Consider the following 23651-nt stretch of genomic DNA (forward strand, 5'->3'; position numbering starts at 1 on the left):
ATTTTTTGTTCATATTATTTGGAGGATGCTCTTGCAGCCTTTAATTTTATGTGTTATCTTATTATCTAGTTAAAGTGTTATCGCATTATTACTTAGATGCATTCACAATATCACACACATTATTTTACGGGGAGGAAATTGACCATGGTGCAGCCATCGGAAATTCAGGCGGCAGTCCGGGCAGACGCAGAAGACGCGCGGCAGCTTGTCCGGCAGCTTTTTGACTACGCGGAGCTCCCCTACCATGAGGAGCAGTCCAGCGCAGCCATGGCGAAGTTGCTGGAGCAGGCGGGCTTTGAGGTGGAGTATCCCTTTTTCCAGGAAAAGTTGGGATATGGCACAGCCTATCGCGCCACGCTGAAAAACGGCGAGGGCCCGAAAGTAGCTTTTTTGGCGGAGTATGACGCTCTTCCAGTCATCGGCCACGGCTGCGGTCATAATCTCCATGGTCCCCTTTCCGTGCTGGCGGGACTTGCCATGATGCGGCTGAAGGACCGTTTTTCCGGCACGGTGCAGGTCATTGGCACCCCGGCGGAGGAGGAAAACGGGGCGAAAATTCCCATGGCGTCGGACGGAGTGTTCGACGATCTGGACCTGGCGGTGATGATGCACAGCTTCAGCGGCGGCGCATCCTGTGCCGACATGGACGTTTTAAGCCTGCGGTGCTATGTGGCGGAGTTTTACGGGCGGGAGGCCCATGCGGTGGCAGGCCCCTGGGCGGGAGCCAGCGCTCTGGCGGCGGCACGGAAATTTCTGGACTTGGTGGACGCCCGGCGGGAGAGCTTCACCCGGGACGTGCGGTTTAACGCCGTTTTGCTGGAGGGCGGCAGCTTTCCCAACACCATCCCCGGCTACGCAAAGATTCGACTGGAGTTCCGCACGGACTCCCGCGGCAAGCTGGCCGAGATGGACCGCATTGTCCGCCGCTGCGCCGAGGGCGCGGCCATGGCGATGGACTGCACCGTCACCTTTAACCCCGGCCTGCTGGACTTTGACGACATGGTGCGGGTGGACGCCCTTGAAAAAGAAACGGCCCGTTTGCTTGCGGAGAACGGGGAAACCGTGGGAGAGATTCTCCCCGCCTCCGGGTCATCGGACCTTGGCAACGTCAGCTATCGCTGTCCCTCTATCCAGCCCCTGATTTCCATTACCGACGAGGCTCTCGCCCTCCATACGGAGAAGCTGCGGGACGCAACGCTCCTGCCCGCCGCCCACCGGGCCATGGAGCGGGGCGCCTGTACGCTGGCTGGGCTTGCCCTGCGGGTCTTAAACGACGAAGCATTTCGCGCCGCCGTGCGCAGCGACTTTCAGCGGGCGCTGAAGGAAAAGGGCTGAACATGATTTGGGAGAAGGAGAATTAACTTATGGGAGAAACACTGGTAAAAAAGAAGCGGCGGCTGGAAATGCCCCACATCTACGTACTGCTGATGAGCATTATTGCCATCTGCACCATTCTTACATGGATTCTTCCCGCGGGGGAATTTGAGCGGGACGGCAGGCTAATCCTCGCCGGAACCTATCACGCGGTGGAAAGCTCTCCGGTGGGGCCGTTTCAGATGCTGCGCTGCGTGTACAACGGCTTTATTGACGCGGGCGGCGTGCTGTTTTTTGTGTTCATTGCCTATGCCTCCATCGGCCTGATTATTTCAACCGGCACGTTCAACGGACTGGTGGCGGGACTGCTGCGGATTCTGAAAGGCAAGCTGCGGGCGCTGATCATTCCCATTTTTATCACCCTGATCGGCTTTGCCTCCTCCACCATCGGCGTGTTTGAGGAGATGTTCCCCTTTATCCCCATCTTCGTGGGCATTGCTTTGGCTATGGGATACGACGCCATCGTGGGCCTTGCCATTGTGGGGTTGGGTACGGGGCTGGGCTACTCCGGCGCGTTTATGAATCCCTTTACCGTAGGCATGGCCCAAAGCATCGCGGGCTTGCAGGTGATGTCCGGCTGGGGCTTCCGCATTTTCTGCCACCTTTCCATGATTGTGGTTGCCTCGGTCTACACGGTGCGCTATGCAATGAAGATTCAGGCGGATCCCACCAAAAGCCTGATGTACGGCGTATCCGGCGGCATTCAGGCAGATAAAAACATAGAGAGCCACGCCTTCGGCCTGCGGGAAAAGCTGGTTCTGCTGGTGCTGCTTGGGGGCATTGTGGTCATTGTCATCGGCACAAAGGACTACGGCTGGTATTTTGAAGAGCTGGCCGCCGTGTTTTTGCTGATGGGCCTCATTAGTGCCGCCATTATGGGCTGGTCCCCCAACAAAATTGCCGACCTGATTGCCAAGAGCTTTACGGACATTGCCATGGCCTGCATGATGATCGGCCTTGCCCGGGGCATTCTGATAGTCCTTCAGGCGGGCAACATTATTGACACCGTGGTGTACGGCATGTCCATCCCACTGTCCTACCTGCCCCGGTGGCTGGCCGGAGAGGCCATGCTGCTGGTCCAGACGCTTTTGAACTTTGTGATTCCCTCCGGCTCCGGTCAGGCGGTGGTCAGCATGCCCATCATGGCCCCCCTGTCCGACCTTCTGAATATCCCCCGTCAGGTGGCCGTGCTGGCCTTCCAGTTTGGCGACGGCCTGTCCAACATTCTCTGGCCCACTGCTTCGGCCCCCATCGTATGCGGCATTGCGGGCGTAAAGGTGGAAACATGGTGGAAATGGTTTGTCCCCCTGTTTGGGCTGCTGCTGCTGACTCAAATGGCGCTGGTGGCCATTGCCCTCGCAATCAACTTTTCCTAAGGATGTGCGACTGCGCAAACTCTCCCCGGAGCCTGCCTTTTGACAGGCTCCGGGGAGTTAATTTATTTTACGTGATATCCATCGCTCCCTGAGGAAGAACCTTTACATCCTGCACATCGATATCGGTATATACAACGCTGTCAAAATGATATTTGTCGCCCAGCAGATTTCCCCGCACCTGCGAGTCAAAGCTCATGTGAATTTCTACGGGCACCCACAAAAGCGAATTTGCGTCTCGAAAGGTTGCGCGGGCAATCCCGTTGCGTCTGACCTTTTCAAAAAGCCCCGGCGGGACATAGCTGCTGGATGCCGGGAGAAACGTATCGTCCTGAAACAGCATTGCTCTGGGCGCTCCCTCATAATTCACAATTTGAAGCAGGTTGTCTTCAATTTCTGTGGTCACGGGAAAGATTGATCTTCCATAGTATTCGTTTGTGATACCGTCATAAATGTCTATACGCGGCGCTGCGACCCTGTCAAACACGGGCATTCACTCCTTCCATTCTCAGTGTATTCAATGGGCGGGCGTTTGATATCCTCCGTAGGAGCCAGAAGCCACCCGGAAATTCACTCTTATCGGTCGTACCTTTACTCCATATCCTTGTCTCCCCATAAGTCCGTTCTTTCCATGCCGCATGCGCGCAGGCAGAATCAGACGGCTGGTGCGTTTTACTTGACAGCTTCGTAAATCTTGTGCCATAATAGTAGTTAGTCTGCACTAATTCAATTAAATGACGGGAGGACATGACAGTGGATGCGGTATTGTTCAAGGCCAAAGTGAAGGCGGGAAAGGAAGCCGTTGCCCGCGAATGGATTGATTTTTTAACGGCCAACAAGGAACAGGGCGAAGAAACTCTGAAAAACGAGCGAGAGCACCTTGAGGTTTACTTTATGAACACGGAGAATGGCATCAGCTATATCTACATGTTTGTTCTCGCCGATGATTTTCAATATGCAAATCAGGTCGCGGCGAAAAGCGAAAATCCATTGGACAAAAAGCACTTTGAATATATGGCCGAGTGCATCGACGGAGAAAGCGCCGTGCAAATTCCACCTGAGCTGATTCTGGGGGATCTGTCCGTCTTTGGGGAACGCTGATACGCCCTGACTAAAATTCCGGTGTGCCGGGGGCGACTTGCGCAGGCCCGCAAGGATTGGCCTCAGGTCAATCCTTGCTCTTGAAAAGCTTTTACAGGCTATCTCGCTTTTTACACTTTCCCAAGTATTCGTCCTCTGTGGTGATTAATCATTTTCACATATGTTCTTCAAAATATGCATCTGGTTTATCCACGGAACAGTTGAACATCGTCTTATGATGATGTATGATAGTAAAAAGATTTGAGACATATAAAAAGGGGGAATCACCATGCCGTGGACGCCGAATCTCTCCGTTGGGGTCAGGGAAATTGACGATCAGCACAAACTTCTGTTTGAAAAAGCCGAGCTGCTTTTTGAAGCAGGGAAACGAAATCAGGCCAAAGAATACATAGGCGAGCTGCTGGAATTTCTGGATAGCTACACCAAAAAGCATTTTGCGGATGAAGAGAGCTATATGCAGCGTATTCACTATCCGGGCTATGCGGAGCAAAAGGCCGCGCATACCGCCTTCATCGCCCAACTGCAAAAGCTGCGCAGCGATTACGCCGCCTCGGGAGGCAATATTCTGGTGATTATCAGCGCCAATCAAATCGTGGTGGACTGGCTGACAAAGCATATCTCCAACATGGACAAAAAGATTGGAGAATTTGCGAAAACGCAGGGAAAATAAAATGCTAAACATCTGCCGCACCGGTTAAACCCCGGCGCGGCAGATGTTTTTCTCTGCGGGCAGTAAAACATTTTCCGCAGAAAGCGACAGGACAGCAGGCCCAATGGCCTGCTGTCCTGTATAAGGGTTCGCCGAGTCCGCCCCGGGAAAAGGGGAAAGAGAAGGTAAGCATAGACGGGTGGAGAAGGGTGGCGGACCCAAGGGGGTTACGCTTCGTTATAGCTCTTTTCCAGCCGGACATAGGTCCGATAGCGGTCATCCGCCTCTTGCTGTGCCTGGGCAAAGAGCTTCTCGGCAGCCTCGGGATACTTCACCTTCAGCCCGGAATAGCGAACCTCTCCATTCAGGAATTCGCTGACAGGCACAGAGGGCTTTTTATAATCCAGAGAGAAGGGCTTTTCCTTGCTGTGAGAATTATAGCGATACAGGGGCCACAATCCGCAGTCCACGGCCTTTTTCATTTCGGCCTGCACATTGTTCATACCCGCCTTGATGCCATGGTTGATGCAGGGGGCATAGGCGATGATGATGGAGGGTCCCTTATGGCTGACAGCCTCGTTGACGGCCTTCATCAGCTGTCCGGGATTGGCGCCCATAGCCACGGAGGCCACGTATACATCGGGATAGGTCATCATGAGACGGCCCAAATCCTTCTTGGCAGTTCTCTTTCCGCCGTCGGCAAACTTGGCGGAGGCACCCACGGGCGTGGCCTTGGAGGACTGTCCGCCGGTGTTGGAATACACCTCGGTATCCACCACGAACACGTTAATGTCCTCGCCGGAGGCCATCACGTGGTCCAGGCCGCCGTAGCCGATGTCATAGGCCCAGCCGTCGCCGCCGAAGAGCCAGACCGTTTTCTTGCCCAACTGGTCGCGGTGCAGCAGAATCTCATCAGCCAAAGCCTTGGCTTCTCCGGTAAGCTCTGCACGCTCCAGCGCCGCAGTCAGTGCCCGGGCATCGACATCATTGGTGTCCAAATCCTCAAAGGAGGCAAGCCATGCCTTGCAGGCGGCTTCCACTTCCAAACCGGACACGAGAGGAAGCAAGGCTTCCACCTGCTGGCGGACATAGGCCCGGCGCTGCTTCACAGCCAGCACCATGCCAAGGCCGTTCTCCGCCTGATCCTCAAACAGCGTCCCGTAGAACGCGGGGCCGCGCCCCTCTTTGTTGACAGTATAGGGCAGGGACGGGAACGCGCCCGCCCACGCCAGAGAGCAGCCAACGCCGTTGACCCAATAGGTCTTATCGCCGTAGAGCTGGGTGAGGAGCTTTGCATAGGGTGTTTCGCCGCAGCCCGCGCAGGCCCCGGAGAACTCTACCAGGGGCTGAGAGAACTGGCTGCCCTTCAGGGTCTTGCGGTTGAACACGCCGGGCTTGTCGGTCAGTGTCAGGGCATAGTTCCAGTTGGTTTCGTCATACATGCTGTCATCCACGGGCTTCATGGTCAGGGCCTTGTCCTTGGCCAAGCACGAGGCGGCGCAGCTTCCGCAGCCGGTGCAGTCCAGCGTGCTGACCTGCAGACGGTATTTCAGGCCCGCAGCACCCTTGGCGTCCACCATTTCAAAGCCGGCGGGCGCAGCGGCAGCCTCTTCCTCGTTCACCAGATACGCCCGGATGGACGCGTGGGGACAGACGAAGGTGCACTGGTTGCATTGCAGGCACTTGTTGGGATCCCAAGAGGGCACTGCCGCGGCAATGCCGCGCTTGTCGTATTTGGAGGTGCCCAGAGGATACGTGCCGTCCTGATAGGGCAACAGCGCGGACACCGGCAGGTCGTCGCCTCTCTGGCGGTTGCAGGGAATGACGATGTTTTTCACCACGGCGGGCAGGTTCTCGTCCACCGTGCGGTCGTCCTTCGCCTGCGCCCACTCGGCGGGAACCGTCACCTTGACGGGACTGTTGATTCCCGCGTCCACGGCGGCCAGATTCATGTTCACGACCTTTTCGCCCTTTTTGGCATAGGTCTTCTGCGCAGCCTCTTTCATAAAGCGGATAGCGTCATCCACCGGCATGACACGGGCAAGCTTGAAAAATGCGGACTGCAAAATCAGATTGGCATGGTTTCCAAGGCCCAGCTCCCGGGCAATCTTATTGGCATCCACAATATAAAACTGCACATCGTGGTTGGCAATATAATTTTTCACGTCGCCGGGCAGCTTTTCGCCCAGCTCTTCCTCCGTCCACGCGGTGTTCAGCAGGAAGGTTCCGCCGTCCTTCACCTCGTGAATCATGTCGTAGCTGTTGATATAGGACTGGGAGTGGCAGGCCAGGAAGTCCGCCGCCTTAATGAGATAGGTGGAACGGATCGGATCCTTGGAGAAGCGCAGGTGGCTCTTGGTAATGCCGTAGGACTTCTTGGAGTCGTACTCGAAATACGCCTGCGTATACATCCCCGCGTGGTCACCGATAATCTTGGCGGAGTTCTTGTTGGCGCCCACGGTACCGTCGGAGCCAAGACCCCAGAACTTGCAGGAAACCGTGTCGGCGGACTCGGTGATGAGGGGCTCGCGAACCTCGAGAGACAGGTTTGTCACATCGTCGTTCACGCCGATGGTAAACATGCGCTTGGGCGCGGTCTCGTTCATGTTGTCAAACACGGACTTCATCTGGGCAGGAGTCACGTCCTTGGACGCAAGGCCGTACCGCCCGCCGAAAATCTCCGGAGCATTTCCGTCGTTGACATAGCTGGCGCACACGTCCAGATACACTGCTCCGGCAATGGCGCCCGGCTCCTTGGAACGATCCATGGCGGTGATTTTCTTCACCGTTTTGGGCAGGGCGTTCAGGAAATACTGCATATCGAAGGGACGGAACAGGTGAATCTGAAGAAGGCCCACCTTTTCTCCCTTTTCGCACAGATGGTCCACAACCTCCTTGGCGCACTCGCAGGCGGAGCCCATCATGACCATCACGCGCTCTGCATCGGGCGCGCCGTAATAATTGAAGATATGGTAATCCCGGCCGGTGATCTTGTTGATCTCCTGCATATAGCCCTCCACCACGGAGGGAATCGTGTCATACGTGCCGTTGTTGGCTTCCTGAGACTGGAAATACACGTCCGGGCCCTGCACGGTGGTACGCATAACGGGATGCTCGGGGTTCATGGCGATGCGGTGAAACTCATCCAGCGCGTCCTTGTCCATCAGGGCGGAAACACGGTCCAGATCAATCATCTCAATCTTCTGAATCTCGTGGCTGGTGCGGAAGCCGTCATGGAAGTGAATGAAGGGGACCCGGGTCTTGACGGTGGCCAGATGGGCAATCGCCGCAAGGTCCATTACCTCCTGTACGCTGGACGAGGACAGCATGGTCACGCCGGTGGTGCGGCAGGTCATCACATCCTGATGGTCGCCAAAAATGTTATTGGCGTGCTGGGCCACAGAGCGAGCCGCCACGTGAAACACGGCGGGCATCCGGTGTCCGGCCATAATATACAGGTTGGGAATCATCAAAAGCAGACCCTGGGACGAGGTGAAGGTGGTGGCTAAAGCGCCCGCCTCGGCCACGCCGTGCAGTGCACCGGCGGCGCCGCCCTCGGACTGCATCTCCACCAGCGTCACCCGCTGGCCGAACATATTCTTGCGTCCGGCGGCAGACCATTCGTCCACCTTTTCGGACATGGGAGAGGACGGCGTAATCGGGAATATCCCGGCTACGTCCGTAAAGTGGTAAGCAACGGTGGCACAGGCCTCGTTGCCGTCCATGGTTTTCATAATTTTTTTCTCAGACATCTATATTCCTCCTGGCATATCGTCTCCGGCGCAGAATTCTTCTGCGCCGGAAACGGAGCTGTTACATCTTAATAATGGCACCCTGATCGGCGGAAGTAGCCGCCTTGGCATACAAACGCAGGTAGCCGTTGGGAATGTGCTTCTCAGGCAGCTTCCAGCTCTTGTAGCGCTGCGCGATCTCCTCGTCGGACACGTGAAGCTCCAGCTTACCCGCGTCCACGTCAATCAGAATTTCGTCGCCGTCCTGAACGATTGCAAGAGGGCCGCCCTCCGCAGCTTCAGGAGAAATATGACCCACGAAGCAGCCGTTGTTGGTGCCGGAGAAGCGCCCGTCGGTAATCAGAGCGGCGGATTTGCTCAGGCCCACGCCGTACATATACTTCATGGCCTTGAACATCTCGCGCATGCCCGGTCCGCCCTTGGGACCCTCATAGCGGATGACCACCACATCGCCGGCCTGAACCTTGCCGCCCAGAATGGCCTCCTCGGCTTCCTCCTCGCTGTTGTAGCACTTTGCCTTGCCCACGAAGCGGTGCATGGAGGGATCGATGGCGCCGGGCTTAGTCACAGCGGTGTTGGGGCAAAGGTTGCCGTGAAGCACCGCCACGCCGCCGGTCTTGGAGAAGGGCTCCTCCACGGTCTTGATAATCGTGGGATTTTCAGGATACTCATAGACGTATTCCGCCAGATTTTCCTTCAGGGTCTTTCCGGTGACGGTCATGACGGAGGTATCCAGAATGTCGCCCAGATGCTGAGAAACTCTGGGGATTCCGCCAGCCCGGAAGAATGCCTCCATCTCAGGCTTGGCGGCAGGGTTGACCTTGGCAATCTGGGGAGTGGTCTTGCTCAGCTCTTCAAACTCCTCCACCACGTTCATGTCCAGCTCCGCCTCGTTGGCGATGGCGGACAGGTGCAGCACGGCGTTGGTAGAACCGCAGGTGGCCATGGTCATCTTGATGCCGTTGCGAATCGCTTCGGGGGTCAGGATCTGGCGGGCGGTGATGCCCTTTTTGCACAGGTCCACAATGGTCCTGCCCGCCTCGAAGGAGCTGCGCAGACGGGCAGCGTAGGCGGCGGGAATCAGGGCGCTGCCGGGCAGGGACATGCCCAAAGCCTCGGACACGCAGCACATGGTGTTGGCGGTGCCGTAGAAAGAGCAGGAACCGCAGCCGGGGCAGGCGGTGTTCTCCAGCGCGGCGTACTCGCCTTCGGAAAGCTTGTCTGCCTTTACCATACCCAAGGCCTCGGAAATGGAGGTCAGGTCGGATTTGCGTCCGTCAAACTCAATACCGCCCAGCATGGGGCCACCCACGCAGACGATGCAGGGAATATCCAGCCGGGCCGCAGCCATCAGCATGGCGGGCACGATTTTGTCGCAGGAGGCCAGCAGCACCAGCCCGTCCAGCCGGTGGGCCTGGGCCATAATCTCCACGGAGTTGCAGATAATCTCCCGGGAGGGCAGAATATAGTGCATTCCCTCGTGACCCTGCGCCACACCGTCACAGGCGGCGATGGTTCCAAACTCCACGGGAGTGCCTCCGCCTGCGTAGATGCCGTTCTTGGCATATTCCGCAACCTTGTCCAAATTGTAATGGCCGGGTACCACGGTGTTCCATGTGTTGGCGATTCCGATGAGGGGCTTTCCCTCTTTCAGCTCGCTGTCCGTATAACCCATGGACTTAAACAGGGACCGCGCAAAGGCGCTGTCCTCCTCGCCTAAAATTGTTTTACTGCGAAATTCCATAAAAATTTCCTCCTTAACCTTTAGCGGGATGGGTTTGTTTAAAATCTGTTTTCAGAAGCGACAATAGGCACTTTTACGCCCGCCATTCTACACTGTCGTCTCTCGTCCTCAAAAATATTATATTATTTTACATCTTGTCTGTCAATATCGTATGCGGTTTAATTATATAAAATATCTCTGGAAGTTTTTACGCTTTATTGACAGGAAGAATCCTGTATCTTATAATATAGCCAACAGTATTCTGCAATACAGAACATATAGAAGAGGTTGACTATGGCTACTACAAAGAACATTCAATCGGTGGAACGCGCCTTCTCCATTTTGGAGTTATTTCAGCAGACCGGTTGTTCGGAGCACAGCGTAAAGGAGATTTCCAATGCGCTGGAGCTCAACAAAAGCACAACCTTCGGTCTGATCAATACACTGACCAACCTGGGATATCTTCAGCAGAATCCGGAAAACCAGAAATACGTGCTCGGCTTAAAGCTGCTGAGCTTTTCCAACACGGTCAAGGTCCAGAATATCATCATCCGCTCTGTCCATGCATACCTGGAGCAAATCAATCTTAAGTACGGCGAAACCGTACACTGTGCGATAGAGCAAAACGACGGCGTGATTTACGTGGATAAGGTCGAGGCCACCGGCTCCATTTTTATCAGCACCCAGATCGGCACCCACAACGACCTCCACTGCACAGGCGTGGGAAAATGCATTCTCGCCTACATGGATCCCGCCACGCAGGAGCGGATTTTTTCCAGCAACCTGAAAACCATGACCTATAACACCATTACAAATTCCGAGCAGCTCCGGGAGGAGATTCTCAAGGTCCGGGCAAAGGGCTATGCTGAGGATAATGAAGAAATTGCCTTCGGCCTGTCCTGCGTCGCCGTCCCGGTGTTTTCCGCTCCGGGGATCGTGTCCTGCGCCATTAGTGTGTCGGGTATGACCTCCCGCATTCGCATGGCCTGCGACAACGGGCTGGTGAATGAGCTGAAACGAACCAGCGTAGCTATTTCCAAAAAAATGTTTGGGTATGTGCCGGAACTGGCGACGGCAGACGACCTTACCTAAGGCTGCACAGTCCCGCCGGGCGTCTTTGGAAAATCCGTCGGACACGCCCGGCCAATCATAGGAGTTAAGCAAAAAACGCCGCTACTCGCGGCGTTTTTTGCTGTTTCCGCAGAAGTTTGAACACGCAGGCGCGGGATATGTTCTCCCCGGTGAAACCGCCGGGCAATCTCTGTAAAAGTGACTGATTCCCGCCGCCTGTAAATGCGTTTTTTAGTAGCAGGTCACGCCGCCGTCGATGGGCAGGTTGACGCCGTTGAGAAAAGAGCCTTCTTCGCTTGCCAGATACAGCACCGCGTTGGCCACATCCTCCGCGGTGGTCAGCCGACCGAGGGGAATCTCATCAATCCGGGCCTGCTTTTTCACCGGGTCTGCCATCAGGGCCGCCACAAAGGGCGTGTCAATGGTAGCGGGATGAATTGAATTGCAGCGAATGTTATCCTTGCCGTAGCGGGCTGCCACTGATTTTGTCAGCAGCGTCACGGCACCCTTGGTGGCGGTGTAGGCCTCAGGCGTGTTCATGTGTCCGATCAGCCCGCAGATAGAGGATGTGTTGATAATGACACCGCCCCCCTGCCGCCGCATAATGGGAATGGCATACTTCGTGGCAAGGAAGACGCTGGCGGTATTGACCTCCATCATCTGCATCCACTCGTCCTTTGTCATTTCCTCAATGTTCTTGCGGATATTGATGCCTGCGTTGTTTACGATCACATCCAGCCGGCCGCTCTGCTCCACAATTTGTTCTGTCACAGACTTCCAAGCCTCTTCGCTGGATACATCCATTCCCGCGCTGTGGGCCCGGCAGCCAGCCGCCGTCAGCTCTTTTGCCAGAGCCTCCGCCCGGTCAGCCGCCAAATCGATCACCCAGACCTCCGCGCCATTTTCGGCCAGAAGCTTTGTCTGGGTGGTGCCGATTGCGCCAGCACCGCCGGTAACGACAATTACCTTATCTTTTACATTCATATTCAGGCTGTTCCTTCCTGTCCCCCGGATTACTCCCGGGTTTCCTTATCCTGCCATGCTTTCATGGGATTTTGAACGCCCATTTTGCCGCCGCTGATCTCTATGCTGGTACCGGTGATATAGCGGGCGTAGTCGGAGGACAGAAATGCCATGGCCCAGGCTACGTCGATTGCTTCTCCAAAGGTTTGCAGCGCAATGGGAGCGCGAAGCTGTTCGCCCCGCTCCGCAATGGGCCCGTGGTTCATATCCGTGTCAATCAGGCCCGGGATATACCCGTTAACACGGATGCCGTAGGGGGCCAGCTCGGCCGCCAGCGTTTTGACCATGGAACTGATGGCGGACTTGGTTGCGGCATACACGCCGCTGCCGACGGAGGGAAACAGGGCGGCAAAGGACGATGCCAGCAGCATCACGCCGCCCCGTTCCTTCATAAAGCGATAGCCGATGCGGGCGCCCAGATAGACGGATTTCAGATTGGTGTCCACCGTCCGGTCCCACACCTCTTCGGGCGTGTCAATAATACTGTGCTGGGGATAAACACCGGCGTTGCTGACCCACACGTCAATGGGACCCAGCGCGGCTTCCGTGTGAGCAGCGAAGCTCTCCAGAGAAGCGGCGTCGGAAACGTCGCAGGTTTCACCGAAGGCGGAGATCCCCTTGGACCGGAGGCTCTCCAGTGCCGCCTCCAGTTTCTTGGGATTCGTACCGCAGACGGCCACCTTGGCCCCAAGCGTGCCCACAAGCTCCGCGTAGGACAGGCCAATGCCCCCGGTGCCGCCGGTGACGAGAATCACCCTGTTGTCAAAGCGAATGTTCATGATCGTGTCCTTTCTGTTCTTTCAGGCTTTGCGCACACCGCGAAAGCCGTCTTTTAAAAAACCGAGGGCACTGAGATAAACGCGATACCCTCGAAAGGAGTGCGGGTGATTAGCCGAAGATACCCACGGCGTTCATAATCGCCACAGTGATGATGCACACCACGGAAGACACGGCACAGGGGATGGTCACGTACTTCACGGACTGCTGTGTGTTCAGGTGGAAGAACTGGCCCATGACCCAGAAGCCGGAGTTATTGTAGTGATTGCCCATCAGGCAGCCGCTGCCAATCGCCATCACGGCGGCCAAGGGAGCCAGACCCAGGTCGGGCATCATGGGAAGCACAATCGCCGCGGCGGTCATGCCGGCGGTGGTCATGGAGCCAACGGCAATCATCATAATGGCGGCAATGGCCCAGGGCACCACGATCGTGGGGATGGAGCTGTTGCCGATCATCTCAGACAGGGGTGCCAGAGCGGGAGAGTTCTTCAGCACGTTGCCGAATGCGCCGCCCATAGCGGTGATCAGCAGAGGAGCCAGGCAGACCACCAGGCCACGGGCAACCCATCTCTCCAACATGATCTCGTTGAATTTAATATTAGGCTCGTTGTAAGCAGAGGCATAAACGCCGCGCACCATCGTGCGCTGACGATAGCCCAGCCACACAGAGTACACAAGGCCCATGAACAGAGCAATCACCTTGTTGCCCATGACGGTGCAGAGGGTGTAGATGAGGCTGCCCTCGGTGGCATACATCTCAGCGAAAGAAGAAGCAGAGATCAGCAGCACGGGCAGCAACAGGGGGAGGAAGCCCAGAACTGTACTGGGCAGGCCGGGATCCTTAATCAGGATATCGTCCACGCTGTCGGAGTGAGTCTCCGCCATGCCCCGGACAAACTCGGGATTGGGCTCAATCCACTCTTTTTCCGTCCACTTGCGCAGCAGGAAATAGGGGATAAAGAAGCCCACCAGAGACACAACAATACCCCACATAATGGTCAGGCCAAGATCGCACTTAAACATAATGGCGATGGCCAGAATACCGGGAGTAGGGGGCACCAGAGCGTGCGTCAGGAACAGGCCCAGACCGGTGAAGGATGCCATGGTGGACATGGAAATGTGCTTGCGCTTGGAAAGCATGGAAGCGATGGGTGCGGTCAGCACCATGGTAATGTCACCGAAAACGGGGATGGACATAATGAAAGCGGTCAGGGACGGGGCCAGCTCCATGTTCTTGCCGCGAAAAAGCTTGATAAAAAAGTTTGCGATGGACTTGGCTGCGCCGGTATCTTCAATCGCCATGGAAATAATGGCGCCCAGAATGATGGTGATACCCACGCTGCCCAGCGTGTTGCCAAAGCCGCTGCTGACATAATCGACCGTGCCGATCACGCCATAGCCAAGGGAGATACCGGTACCCAGGGCCGCTATAAACAGCGCCAGCACCGGGTGCATCTTCAGCTTTACAATCATTACTACCAGAGCAAGAATTGCGATCACCAGAATTAACAGAAATGTTCCTGCGGACATAATCGTTTCTCTCCTTTTTCATACCTGTGTTAGTTCCTTGCCGGGAAAGCGCACACGCCGGGACTATCACCCTCCTTAGTATAGACAGCTATTCTCCACTTGCGTTGTTCTTTTTTATCAATTATTATTCTATAATGGAGAACTAAGAGAATAATAGACCGGTCGACATATTTTGTCAACATCTGAAGCTTATTTTTATGCACAACGCCGTTATTTACGGTTGTTTATCGTGCGTTTTCACAAAAACAGCGAGTGAATTTATTTTAACAAAATCTAAAAAATTAGTAATTTACATAAATATTCCAAAATTTGTTCTACAATAAAGAATATTGCGTTCAAAAATTCGATTACGCACTTGTATGTTGTTGAAAAGCCATATCTGCCCAAACGCCGCCTTTAAGAGAAAGTCTGCCCACAGGCTGGGCTCATATTCAAAAGTAGAGAGCTCAGTCCTCACCTTGACCCATACATTTTAATAATTCAGGCCGATTTTGACCGTCTTCTTCACCACGCGCAGCACATACGAGAAAATAGAAATCCCCGGAATCACTGATGTTACAATGGTTCCGGGGATCTATTTCCGGATCGGGCGATGAGAGTCGAACCCACCTATTAAGGTAAGTCAAGGCGCGATGCTTATTGAGTGGATATTCCACCACCCTTTCGGCTGCAATTATCTTAATTCCCGGCATTCTTCTCAGTAAACCACTTTTGCATCGACGGGCCAAAACTAACTTTTTTCCAAAATGCTTGCAGCACAATGGATTCACAGCTTCTGTACTGCTCAGGCCAATTTGTTTTATGCGGTTCTGGCGATGTCAAGCCGTGCGACAGACCAGCCACACACAAATATTTTCCTTGAACATGCCCAAATAAGTACCTTTTGACGGAGATGCTCTGATTGGCATAGTATTTGCTCAACTTATAGCAGGCAATTGTGCCGAAAAGCAGTTGCAATCCGGCAAGCGCCAAACCACACGGCGCATGAACCTGGTCAGCCAGCAATCGAATACAGGAGGGGACAACAGCAATGACAATCACAGAACTAGAGACACAGTATGCCCCGGACCGCCGCAACACAAATTCTTATAAGTGGGATGCAATGGGCGGTAAATTTGGGACGGATAATCTTCTTCCGCTCTGGGTTGCGGATATGGATTTTCGGGCCCCTGAGTGCGTGGAAAAGGCATTTCGCGAGATGGTAGACTTTGGCGTATACGGTTATTTTGTGCCGCCAAAGAGTTACTCCGACGCAGTCGTTTCCTGGGAGGAACGGCGCCATGGATATCGTATACAGCCCGAGTGGCTGCGGTATACGTGCGGTGTCGTCCCCGGAATTTATTGGCTAATCAGCATTCTGACTGCTCCGGACGATGCCTGTATGATATTGACGCCGTCCTATTATCCGTTTATGGAGGCGATTCAAAACACAGGGCGCCGTCTGGTTTGCTCTGAGCTAATCAATCAGGATGGGCATTATACATTGGATGCGGAGAAGTTTGAACAGGACCTGATTGAACATCAGGTAAAGCTTTTCGTCCTCTGCTCTCCCCACAATCCTACCGGACGCGTGTGGACCCCCGAGGAATTGCGAACAATGCTGGAAGCCTGCAAGCGACACGGTATTTATGTAATCAGCGATGAAATTCACCAGGACATTCTGATGCCGGGTCACATACATCATCCGGCCGCAACCGTGGGAGATTATAGCGACAAGCTGGTCATTCTTTCCGCGGCCTCGAAAACGTTTAATATTGCGGGCCTGAAAAACTCCTTTGCCATTATTCCCAGCGAAGAGATCCGTCGTCGTTTTGACCGGTTTGTTCTCTCAATTCAGGCAACCAAGGGCGGAACCTTTGGATATGCGGCCGTGGAAGCGGTTTATAACCACGGAGAACCCTGGTTGGAGACTGTGCTGGAAGTCATTTGGGATAACTTTGTCTATTTGCGCGACACATTATCTAAAGAAGCGCCTCTGGTGCAGGTCACGCCGCTGGAGGGAACCTATCTTGCCTGGGTAGATATGAAGGAATACCTGACAAGCGAGGAGCTTCAGCCCTTTGTTCAGGACAACTGCGGTCTTGCGGTAGACTATGGGGCCTGGTTCTTCCCCGCAGAGAGAGCGCAAGACACCCATATCCGCCTGAATCTGGCCACACCCCGCGCCAATATCCGTCAGGCAGTCGACCGCCTGGTCAGTGAATTAAAGAAAAAGAGCAATTGAGGAGGGCACCCCTGTGAAAGAGAAGAAAAGTGAAAACAGCTTGCCAAAAGCAATTATATTACTGGTATTGTCCATTGTCGTTATTGTAATTGGACTGAAATTTGTCAAAGCCTCCACGTCCATCACGCTGCTGGTTGGCGGATCGATCACCTCCGCCGTCGCAGTCCTTTGGGGAACCAAATGGGATGAAATTGAAAAGACGCTGTTTGATAATGTGCGCCTGATGGGAATTGGTATTTTTATTACCATGGCCATCGGCCTGATCGTGGGCTCCTGGATTTTGTCCGGGACAATCCCCACCATTATCTATTACGGAATGCAGATGATTGCGCCCTCCGCCTTTTTGTTTATTGCCTGCCTGCTTTGCTCCATCATGTCGCTGGCCACAGGAACCTCGTGGGGAACCATCGGAACCCTTGGCATTGCGCTGATCGGCGTGTCTCAGGGGCTTGGAATCCCCATGCAGTATACCGCCGGCGCAATTATTGTTGGCGCGATGTTCGGCGATAAGCTTTCTCCGCTTTCGGACACGACCATCATGGCACCTGCCATGTCGGGAACCGACATCATTTCTCACATCAAGCACATGCTCTTCACAACCATTCCGGGCTATATCATCTCTCTGGCTCTCTATCTTGTGATTGGCTCCCGGTTTTCCGGAAGCGTCTCCAGCGAGACTTCCACCCTGATTTTGAAGACGCTGGGGGAGCACTTCAATCTCAATCCGCTGACCTTGCTTCCTCCAATCATTGTCATTGCCTTAATTGTCAAAAAAATGCCCAGCATTCCCGTCTACGCAGTCGGCGTTCTGGCGGGCTGCGTGTTCGCGCTTATCTTCCAGGGGGCAACCCTGAGCCAAATGGCCGCTGCGCTGGGTTCCGGCTTTGCTTCGGATACGGGCGTTGAAATTGTGGATACCATGCTTTCCCGCGGCGGTTTAAACGGAACACTGAGTACCGTGGGCATCATGCTGTGTGCAGCTGTTTTCGGCGCGCCGCTAAAAGCCTCCGGCGTACTCCATACGCTGGTGAGCGCACTTGAGCGCTCCACCAAAAGCTGGAAGACCATCATGGCGGGCTCCTATCTTGCCAATATTGTCTTCCTGATGGTTACCACTAGCTATTATGTCTGTTTCACCGTAATCGGGCCCATTTTCCAGCCCATTTACGAGCGGTATGGCATTCCCAAAAAGAACCTGTCCCGTATGCTGGAGGATACCAGCACGGCCCTCTGCTGGGTAATTCCCTGGGGCATGTCGGGCATTTATGCCTCCGGCGTGTTTGGCGTTTCGGTGATGGATTATGCGCTTTACGCTCCAATGACTTGGCTGGGCGTCGTCTTTGCCTTTATCTACATTGCAACCGGACGCTGCGTGGGCAAGATTGAGCCCATGAAATCCGAGCCGGAACAGACTCCCGCATAAACCTCTCCCCCTGCAATCCGGCGCGCGCTCCTGTGCACCCATCTCCTCTCTTTGCTATTCGGCATTTGAGAGAAGCAGTGCTGTAAAGATCGTCCAATGTGGTGCGCGCCGGTTTTTTAAGTGAAAGCTATCCGCGCGTAGAAGCAAGCCCTGTAAAGAGAAATAATGGGCAAGAAGCCCCCTGATGTAGGATTTTATCACTACATCAGGGGGGCTTTGTATGTCAAGCTGGACGCATATCGAAAAAAGCAGAACGCTTGACTTATATTTTGACCTGTACATTTTAAAAATCCGGGTTAATCTTGGCCGTTTCTTTCCTACGGCGCAACACATGCAGAAAATAAAAATCCCCAGAACCACTGATATTTCAATGATTCCGGGGATTTTTCTGGAGCGGCTGATGGGAGTCGAACCCACCTATGCAGCTTGGGAAGCTGCCGTTCTACCGATGAACTACAGCCGCGCATCGCTCTTACAAATTGCGCGTGAGGATAGTATAGCAGACCCTTTTCCATTTTGCAAGACGAAAAATGGCCAAGGGCGCATTTGTTTTTCTTATTTCTCATAGTATGGGACAGCAAGGGCACCTCCGCGCAATTCACGGCTGTCGCCTTACATATGCATCTGCCTGCAAATTTGCCGGCACACCTGCGTATTTGGAATCATGCGGTATTGCCCAATAAAAGGGGGAGCGTTATGAAAAAACTGCTGTTCGCGCTGGCGGCGGCACTGGTGCTGATGATCCCGGCCAAGGCGCTGGAGGTATCCGCACCCTCCGCGCTGCTGATGGAAAAGGAGACGGGAACCGTTCTGTTCGCCAAAAACGAGCATGAAAAGCTGGAGCCCGCCAGCGTCACGAAGGTGATGACCCTGCTTTTGACCATGGAGGCCATCGAAAACGGGACCCTCCACTATGACGACATGATCACCGCCTCGGCCCACGCCTGCTCCATGGGCGGCAGCCAGATCTGGCTGAAGGAAAACGAGCAGCTAAGCGTTGACGACATGCTCAAGGCCGTGTGCGTTGTCTCAGCCAACGACTGCTCCGTGGCTCTGGCGGAGCACATCGCTGGAAGTGAAGACGCCTTTGTGGAGCGAATGAACCAGCGAGCCAAGGAGCTGGGCATGAACGACACCCATTTCGTCAACCCCACAGGCCTTCCCGCCGAGGGACACGTCACCTCCTCTTATGACATTGCCCTGATGAGCCGGGAGCTGATTTTAAACCACCCGGACATTCGTAAGTACACCACCATCTGGATGGACACCCTGCGGAACGGAGCCTCGTCTCTGGTGAATACCAACAAGCTTATCCGCTTCTATGAGGGAGCCACCGGCCTGAAAACCGGCTCTACCGGTGCAGCCCAATACTGCCTCTCCGGAACGGCGGAGCGGGACGGGATGGAGCTGATTGCCGTCATTATGAAAGGCCCCACCTCTGCCCAGCGGTTTGAGGATGCAAAGGCCCTGTTGAGCCACGGCTTTTCTACCTATGCGCTGGTAAAAGCCATGCCGGATGGGGCGCTGCCTCCGGTGAACGTTTCTCTGGGGACGCAGGCCACGGTGCAGCCCGTGCCGTCGGGTGAATCTTTGCTGCTGGAAAAGGCCAAGGCAGCAAAGCTTGAAAAAACCGTGTCCCTTACCGAGCAGGCATCGGCTCCCATCGCAAAGGGCGACGTGCTGGGAACGCTGATTCTCTCCTCCGGGGGTGAGACGGTGGCGGAGGTGCCGCTGGTGGCGGGAGAAGACGTTCCCCGCGTCACGTGGGGGGCTCTTGCCCTGCGGTACCTGCGCACGGCATTTTTGGGCCGTTAATTTCAGTCCGAATTTCCGGCCTTTTTTGGATTTTTCCTTGTGGCACAGGGGGAATGCTAGTATAATAGGTGCATCACCCATGGTCGCGGGGCGATCCGGAAAGGACGGTTGTTATGCTGGAAGTGAAAACCTTTCATATGGACTCCTTTATCCCCATGCCCTATGAGGAGGCCATCGCCCCCCGGCTGGGGCTGGCCCACCAAAAGCTGCAAAACGGAACCGGCCCGGGCGGCGAGTTTACCGGCTGGGTCCGTCTGCCCGAGGACTATGACCGGGAGGAGTATGCCCGCATCAAGGCGGCGGCGGACAAAATCCGCAAAAACTCCGCCGCGCTGGTGGTGGTGGGCATCGGCGGGTCCTATCTTGGCGCCCGGGGCGTCATTGACCTTTTGTGCTCCCCCAGCTATAACCTGAAAAAGAAGGACGGTCCCAACATCTACTTTGCGGGCAACGGTCTGGACGCAGACGCACTGGGCGAAACGCTGGACCTCTTGGACGGCGTGGACTTTTCCGTAAACATCATCTCCAAGTCCGGCACCACCACAGAGCCCGCCGTGGCCTTCCGCTTTCTCCGAAAGCTCTTGGAGGCACGGTACGGCAAGGACGGCGCGCAGCAGCGCATTTTCGCCACCACCGACCGCAGCCGAGGCGCACTGAAGTCTCTTGCAGACAAAGAGGGTTGGGAAACCTTCGTGGTGCCCGACGACGTGGGCGGGCGGTATTCCGTGCTCACCGCCGTGGGCCTTTTACCCATCGCCGCGGCAGGCGTGGACATTGACGGGCTGCTGCGCGGCGCGGCGGAGATGATGGAGCGGTGCGCCGTTCCCGGCTATGACTGCCCCGCCTGGCGGTATGCCGCCGCCCGGTATCAGCTGTACCGGGACGGGAAAACCGTTGAAATCCTCGGCTGCTTTGACCCGGCGTTTCGCATGATGGCGGAATGGTGGAAGCAGCTTTACGGCGAGAGCGAGGGAAAAGAGGGCAAGGGCCTGTTTCCCGCCAGCGTGGAATTCACCGCCGACCTCCACTCCATGGGCCAGTACATCCAGCAGGGACGGCGGCTGATGTTTGAAACGGTGGTCCGGTTTGGCCCGTCGGTCCGGCAGCTTTCCGTGGAGCGGGATGAAGAGGACGGCGACGGGCTGAATTTCCTTGCGGGAAAGTCTCTGGACTTCATCCGGGACAAAGCCGCCGAAGGGACGCTTCTGGCCCATACAGAGGGCGGCGTTCCCAACCTCATCATTGAGGCCGGGCCTCGGAACGCCGAGACTGTGGGAGGTCTGATTTACTTCTTTGAATACGCCTGCGGTCTCAGCGGATATCTGCTGGACGTAAATCCCTTTGACCAGCCGGGCGTGGAGGACTATAAGAAGAATATGTTCGCTCTGCTGGGGAAACCCGGCTTCGAGGACCGGGGCGCGGAGCTTCGGGCAAAGCTGAACCTGTAAACGAATACCGGGGGCGAATTTTTCGCCCCCGGCATTATTCACAAACTTTTTTGCAGGAATTCTGCATTGTCTTTTCGGGGGATCTATGCTATGCTGAAGACATAGAAATCCACCCCGTGATTTCAAAAGAACAGGAGTGATATACTATGGTTAGATTGATTATGGGCGTCAAAGGCTCCGGGAAAACCAAGCAGCTCATCGACCTCATCAACAGCGCGGCAAAGGACGAGCCGGGCAACGTGGTTTGCATTGAATCAAACTCCGCTCTGACTTACGACATCCACTACCATATCCGCCTGATTGACGTAAAGGAATATAAACTGAACAACTACGAGTCCATGCGCGGCTTTATCAGCGGCCTGTATGCCGGGAACTACGACATTTCCCACGTTTTCATCGACAACCTGTGCAAGGTGACCGGCGGGGACGTGGACCACAGGACTGAGGAATTTTTGAACTGGCTGGACGCTTTTGGCGAGAAGAACAGCATTAAATTCACCGTCACCATCAGCGCCGAGGTGGGCCTTGCCACCGACGGGATGCAGAAATTCCTGTAAGCGTCCGCGCGAAGACTCTTTTCTACATAAATTTTTAACAAGCGACGGCGGGATGTGCATTGCACATCCCGCCGCTTCTATTTTCGGATTTTTTGGCGGTTCCCGGGCTTATTTCAGACCCGTGAGAATTCCGTTCTCCCCATCCAGAGGGCCGGTCAAATTGTCAAGGCACACCCCGCCGCCGCCGAAAAACGACAAAAGCTGCCACCGCATCTGCGCGGAGCGGGCGTCGTTATACCAGACCACCACCCGCTGTCCTGCGTTCGTATAGCTGAGATAAGGCGCGGCATACCGGCCGGACCAGTAGCTCGTGACGCCGGAGGTGGACAGCAGGACGGAAAGCTCCGCCGCGGACACATCCCCCTCGGCCCGCTCCCCTCGCCACTTAGAGCCGGATACGGTGAGCAAAAGCACCCGCTTTTCCGCCGGTACGGCGGCCGCCACGGCTTCCAGCGCGTAATAAACCTCCTCCAGCGGCTCTTTAGGCGTGGTGGGCAGATCGGAAATCACCTGATAATAGGGCGCAATGCGCAAAATAATTTTATCCGCCAAAGCCGCCAGCGCGGCAAAGTCATAGCCGTTGTAGGACGTACCCCCCTGCCGGACGGGCGCTTCCGTCGCTACGGAGAAAAGCTTATCCTTCCCCAAGGCCGTTCGCAGGGCAGTCGCCAGCGCGGTAAGCGCCGCCCTGTCCGTCCCCGTCAGCTTTGAGATGTCCAGCAGCACACCGTCCCAGCCGCCGTCAGCAACTGCTGCTGCAATTTTTTTCGCCAGCGCCGCAGGGTCCGTCCCGGCAAGAACGGAGCCGGAGCCGGAAACCTGAAGCAGCACGCGCTTGTCCCCCGCCGCCAACCGGATAGCAGCAGCCGTTTCCTCAGAAACGTCGGAGACCAGTTGAAGCGCCCCGTTGTAAACCAGCTTCAGTGCGGGGACCGCCACGGCCCCGACACCAGTAAGGCTCAGCCCCGCCGTCTCCCGGGCAACCCCCATGATCTCCGGCGCAGGGGCGTGCATCTTGTCATAAACCCGCATCAGCACGGCGGCAGCCTGCTCCCGGGTGACAGGCTTGTCCGGCTGAAATTCGCCACGGGTGTTCCCCGTCATAATGCCAAGGTCGCTGGCCAGAATCAGATAGCCCAGACTGAAGGTCACGTCGGTAAAGGGAGATTTGCGTTCTCCCGCAAGACCCGCCAAGGTCCCATAGCCCAGCGAGCGCACCAGCATCACCGCCATCTCCGCCCGGGTAATGGCGTCGCCCGGGCGGAAGTTCTCCTCCTGCTGCGTCACCGCCCCCCGGACAAACACGGTTTCCACCGCGCCATAATACCATTTGGAGGGGTCCCGGTTGTCGGCAAAGGACCCGACAGCAGGAGACACCGTCTCCCATTCAAACAGGCGGCACAGCACCGCGGCAAACGCCGCACGGGTCATGGACCCTCCCATGCCGAACGTTCCGTCGCTCCGCCCGTTCAAAAGTCCCTTTTCAGCCGCACGGGAAATGGACTCCGCCGCCCAGTGTGTCTTGGGCACATCGGAAAACTTGGGGGCCGCCGCCGCGCTCACCGGCAGCACCGATAAAAGGCACAGACAGCAAAGGCCCGCAGCAGTCAGTCGTTTCAGGTATTTCAGCAAACAATCATCTCCTTTTCAAAGCGCTTCATAAAATAATCTGCCGGGCGCAGCCCGGGACGCGTAAAATCTTCCAGCATCACAATCCCGGTTATTTTAGCAGAATCCGGCCCGCCCGTCAAATTTGCCGCCAAAGGTTAGAATTTTCTTTACGTTTCCGTGGAACTTTGGTATAATAGTGA

18 protein-coding genes and 1 tRNA gene are annotated in these 23651 nt (G+C 55.5%); 10 read left to right on the forward strand and 9 right to left on the reverse strand.

The genetic code is table 11. The features are described 5' to 3' along the window. The first annotated feature begins 144 nt into the window (after positions 1-144). Both ABVS15_RS07580 and ABVS15_RS07585 read left to right on the forward strand, forming a co-directional pair. Positions 145-1335 (forward strand): amidohydrolase, encoded by a 1191-nt coding sequence (locus ABVS15_RS07580; RefSeq protein WP_369283131.1) that lies wholly within the window; start codon positions 145-147, stop codon positions 1333-1335. 29 nt (positions 1336-1364) lie between these two features. Then, positions 1365-2750 (forward strand): YfcC family protein, encoded by a 1386-nt coding sequence (locus tag ABVS15_RS07585; RefSeq protein WP_369283132.1) that lies wholly within the window; start codon positions 1365-1367, stop codon positions 2748-2750. Between the two features lie 67 nt (positions 2751-2817). Here ABVS15_RS07585 and ABVS15_RS07590 read toward each other — a convergent pair whose 3' ends face one another. Next, positions 2818-3153: a hypothetical protein gene (locus tag ABVS15_RS07590; RefSeq protein ID WP_369283133.1), complete on the reverse strand. Its 336-nt coding sequence runs from the start codon at positions 3151-3153 to the stop codon at positions 2818-2820. 347 nt (positions 3154-3500) lie between these two features. Between ABVS15_RS07590 and ABVS15_RS07595 the strand changes: the two genes are divergently transcribed. Next, positions 3501-3848 (forward strand): DUF6176 family protein, encoded by a 348-nt coding sequence (locus tag ABVS15_RS07595; protein WP_369283134.1) that lies wholly within the window; start codon positions 3501-3503, stop codon positions 3846-3848. Positions 3849-4116: 268 nt separating this feature from the next. After that, positions 4117-4518: a bacteriohemerythrin gene (locus ABVS15_RS07600; RefSeq protein WP_293009273.1), complete on the forward strand. Its 402-nt coding sequence runs from the start codon at positions 4117-4119 to the stop codon at positions 4516-4518. A 206-nt stretch (positions 4519-4724) separates the two neighbouring features. Here the strand turns inward: ABVS15_RS07600 and nifJ are convergent, their stop codons facing one another. Next, a complete protein-coding gene (gene nifJ / locus ABVS15_RS07605; protein WP_369283135.1) occupies positions 4725-8249 on the reverse strand; it encodes a pyruvate:ferredoxin (flavodoxin) oxidoreductase in 3525 nt (1174 codons plus the stop codon). A 61-nt stretch (positions 8250-8310) separates the two neighbouring features. After that, entirely contained in the window at positions 8311-9993 is a 1683-nt protein-coding gene (gene ilvD / locus ABVS15_RS07610) for a dihydroxy-acid dehydratase (RefSeq protein WP_369283136.1), read from the reverse strand. A gap of 273 nt (positions 9994-10266) precedes the next feature. Between ilvD and ABVS15_RS07615 the strand changes: the two genes are divergently transcribed. Next, positions 10267-11064, forward strand: a complete 798-nt coding sequence (locus tag ABVS15_RS07615) for an IclR family transcriptional regulator (RefSeq protein WP_369283137.1) — start codon at positions 10267-10269, stop codon at positions 11062-11064. Between the two features lie 210 nt (positions 11065-11274). Here the strand turns inward: ABVS15_RS07615 and ABVS15_RS07620 are convergent, their stop codons facing one another. The 4 genes from ABVS15_RS07620 to ABVS15_RS07635 form a co-directional block, all read right to left on the reverse strand. Then, entirely contained in the window at positions 11275-12027 is a 753-nt protein-coding gene (locus ABVS15_RS07620) for an SDR family NAD(P)-dependent oxidoreductase (protein ID WP_369283138.1), read from the reverse strand. A gap of 29 nt (positions 12028-12056) precedes the next feature. Further along, positions 12057-12845, reverse strand: coding sequence for an SDR family NAD(P)-dependent oxidoreductase (locus ABVS15_RS07625; protein WP_369283139.1), 789 nt, complete (start codon positions 12843-12845; stop codon positions 12057-12059). A gap of 109 nt (positions 12846-12954) precedes the next feature. Then, the gene (locus tag ABVS15_RS07630; RefSeq protein WP_369283140.1) at positions 12955-14373 is read right to left on the reverse strand and encodes a GntP family permease; all 1419 of its coding nucleotides are present in this window, start codon (positions 14371-14373) and stop codon (positions 12955-12957) included. Positions 14374-15051: 678 nt separating this feature from the next. Further along, the gene (locus ABVS15_RS07635; protein WP_369283141.1) at positions 15052-15414 is read right to left on the reverse strand and encodes a hypothetical protein; all 363 of its coding nucleotides are present in this window, start codon (positions 15412-15414) and stop codon (positions 15052-15054) included. Here ABVS15_RS07635 and ABVS15_RS07640 point away from each other — a divergent pair. Together ABVS15_RS07640 and nhaC are read left to right on the forward strand one after the other, a co-directional pair. Continuing rightward, positions 15404-16597 (forward strand): MalY/PatB family protein, encoded by a 1194-nt coding sequence (locus ABVS15_RS07640; protein WP_369283142.1) that lies wholly within the window; start codon positions 15404-15406, stop codon positions 16595-16597. The two genes, ABVS15_RS07635 and ABVS15_RS07640, sit on opposite strands and share 11 nt — an antisense overlap. Before the next feature lie 13 nt (positions 16598-16610). Beyond that, positions 16611-18020 carry a Na+/H+ antiporter NhaC gene (nhaC, locus tag ABVS15_RS07645; protein WP_369283143.1) on the forward strand — a complete coding sequence of 470 codons (1410 nt, stop codon included), beginning with the start codon at positions 16611-16613 and terminating at the stop codon, positions 18018-18020. Positions 18021-18409: 389 nt separating this feature from the next. Here the strand turns inward: nhaC and ABVS15_RS07650 are convergent. Further along, positions 18410-18483 (reverse strand) — tRNA-Gly (locus tag ABVS15_RS07650). A 233-nt stretch (positions 18484-18716) separates the two neighbouring features. Between ABVS15_RS07650 and ABVS15_RS07655 the strand changes: the two genes are divergently transcribed. The 3 genes from ABVS15_RS07655 to ABVS15_RS07665 all read left to right on the forward strand — a co-directional run bounded on the left by ABVS15_RS07655 (position 18717) and on the right by ABVS15_RS07665 (position 21840). Continuing rightward, entirely contained in the window at positions 18717-19835 is a 1119-nt protein-coding gene (locus ABVS15_RS07655; RefSeq protein WP_369283144.1) for a D-alanyl-D-alanine carboxypeptidase family protein, read from the forward strand. Between the two features lie 113 nt (positions 19836-19948). Continuing rightward, entirely contained in the window at positions 19949-21283 is a 1335-nt protein-coding gene (locus ABVS15_RS07660; RefSeq protein ID WP_369283145.1) for a glucose-6-phosphate isomerase, read from the forward strand. A 146-nt stretch (positions 21284-21429) separates the two neighbouring features. Continuing rightward, on the forward strand, positions 21430-21840 hold the full coding sequence (locus tag ABVS15_RS07665; RefSeq protein WP_369283146.1) for a hypothetical protein: 411 nt from the start codon (positions 21430-21432) through the stop codon (positions 21838-21840). A 108-nt stretch (positions 21841-21948) separates the two neighbouring features. Here ABVS15_RS07665 and ABVS15_RS07670 read toward each other — a convergent pair whose 3' ends face one another. After that, entirely contained in the window at positions 21949-23472 is a 1524-nt protein-coding gene (locus tag ABVS15_RS07670; RefSeq protein ID WP_369283147.1) for an S-layer homology domain-containing protein, read from the reverse strand. Between the last annotated feature and the right edge of the window lie 179 nt (positions 23473-23651).

This window comes from Oscillibacter sp. GMB15532 (genome assembly GCF_041020825.1).
Taxonomy (GTDB): Bacteria; Bacillota; Clostridia; order Oscillospirales; family Oscillospiraceae; genus Oscillibacter.

Bases quoted from the DNA above. Each gene is read 5' to 3' on its own strand.
- ABVS15_RS07580 (WP_369283131.1), top strand. From the start codon at position 145: ATGGTGCAGCCATCGGAAATTCAGGCGGCAGTCCGGGCAGACGCAGAA.
- ABVS15_RS07585 (WP_369283132.1), top strand. From the start codon at position 1,365: ATGGGAGAAACACTGGTAAAAAAGAAGCGGCGGCTGGAAATGCCCCAC.
- ABVS15_RS07600 (WP_293009273.1), top strand. From the start codon at position 4,117: ATGCCGTGGACGCCGAATCTCTCCGTTGGGGTCAGGGAAATTGACGAT.
- nifJ (WP_369283135.1), bottom strand. From the start codon at position 8,249: ATGTCTGAGAAAAAAATTATGAAAACCATGGACGGCAACGAGGCCTGT.
- ilvD (WP_369283136.1), bottom strand. From the start codon at position 9,993: ATGGAATTTCGCAGTAAAACAATTTTAGGCGAGGAGGACAGCGCCTTT.
- ABVS15_RS07615 (WP_369283137.1), top strand. From the start codon at position 10,267: ATGGCTACTACAAAGAACATTCAATCGGTGGAACGCGCCTTCTCCATT.
- ABVS15_RS07620 (WP_369283138.1), bottom strand. From the start codon at position 12,027: ATGAATGTAAAAGATAAGGTAATTGTCGTTACCGGCGGTGCTGGCGCA.
- ABVS15_RS07625 (WP_369283139.1), bottom strand. From the start codon at position 12,845: ATGAACATTCGCTTTGACAACAGGGTGATTCTCGTCACCGGCGGCACC.
- ABVS15_RS07630 (WP_369283140.1), bottom strand. From the start codon at position 14,373: ATGTCCGCAGGAACATTTCTGTTAATTCTGGTGATCGCAATTCTTGCT.
- ABVS15_RS07640 (WP_369283142.1), top strand. From the start codon at position 15,404: ATGACAATCACAGAACTAGAGACACAGTATGCCCCGGACCGCCGCAAC.
- ABVS15_RS07655 (WP_369283144.1), top strand. From the start codon at position 18,717: ATGAAAAAACTGCTGTTCGCGCTGGCGGCGGCACTGGTGCTGATGATC.
- ABVS15_RS07660 (WP_369283145.1), top strand. From the start codon at position 19,949: ATGCTGGAAGTGAAAACCTTTCATATGGACTCCTTTATCCCCATGCCC.
- ABVS15_RS07665 (WP_369283146.1), top strand. From the start codon at position 21,430: ATGGTTAGATTGATTATGGGCGTCAAAGGCTCCGGGAAAACCAAGCAG.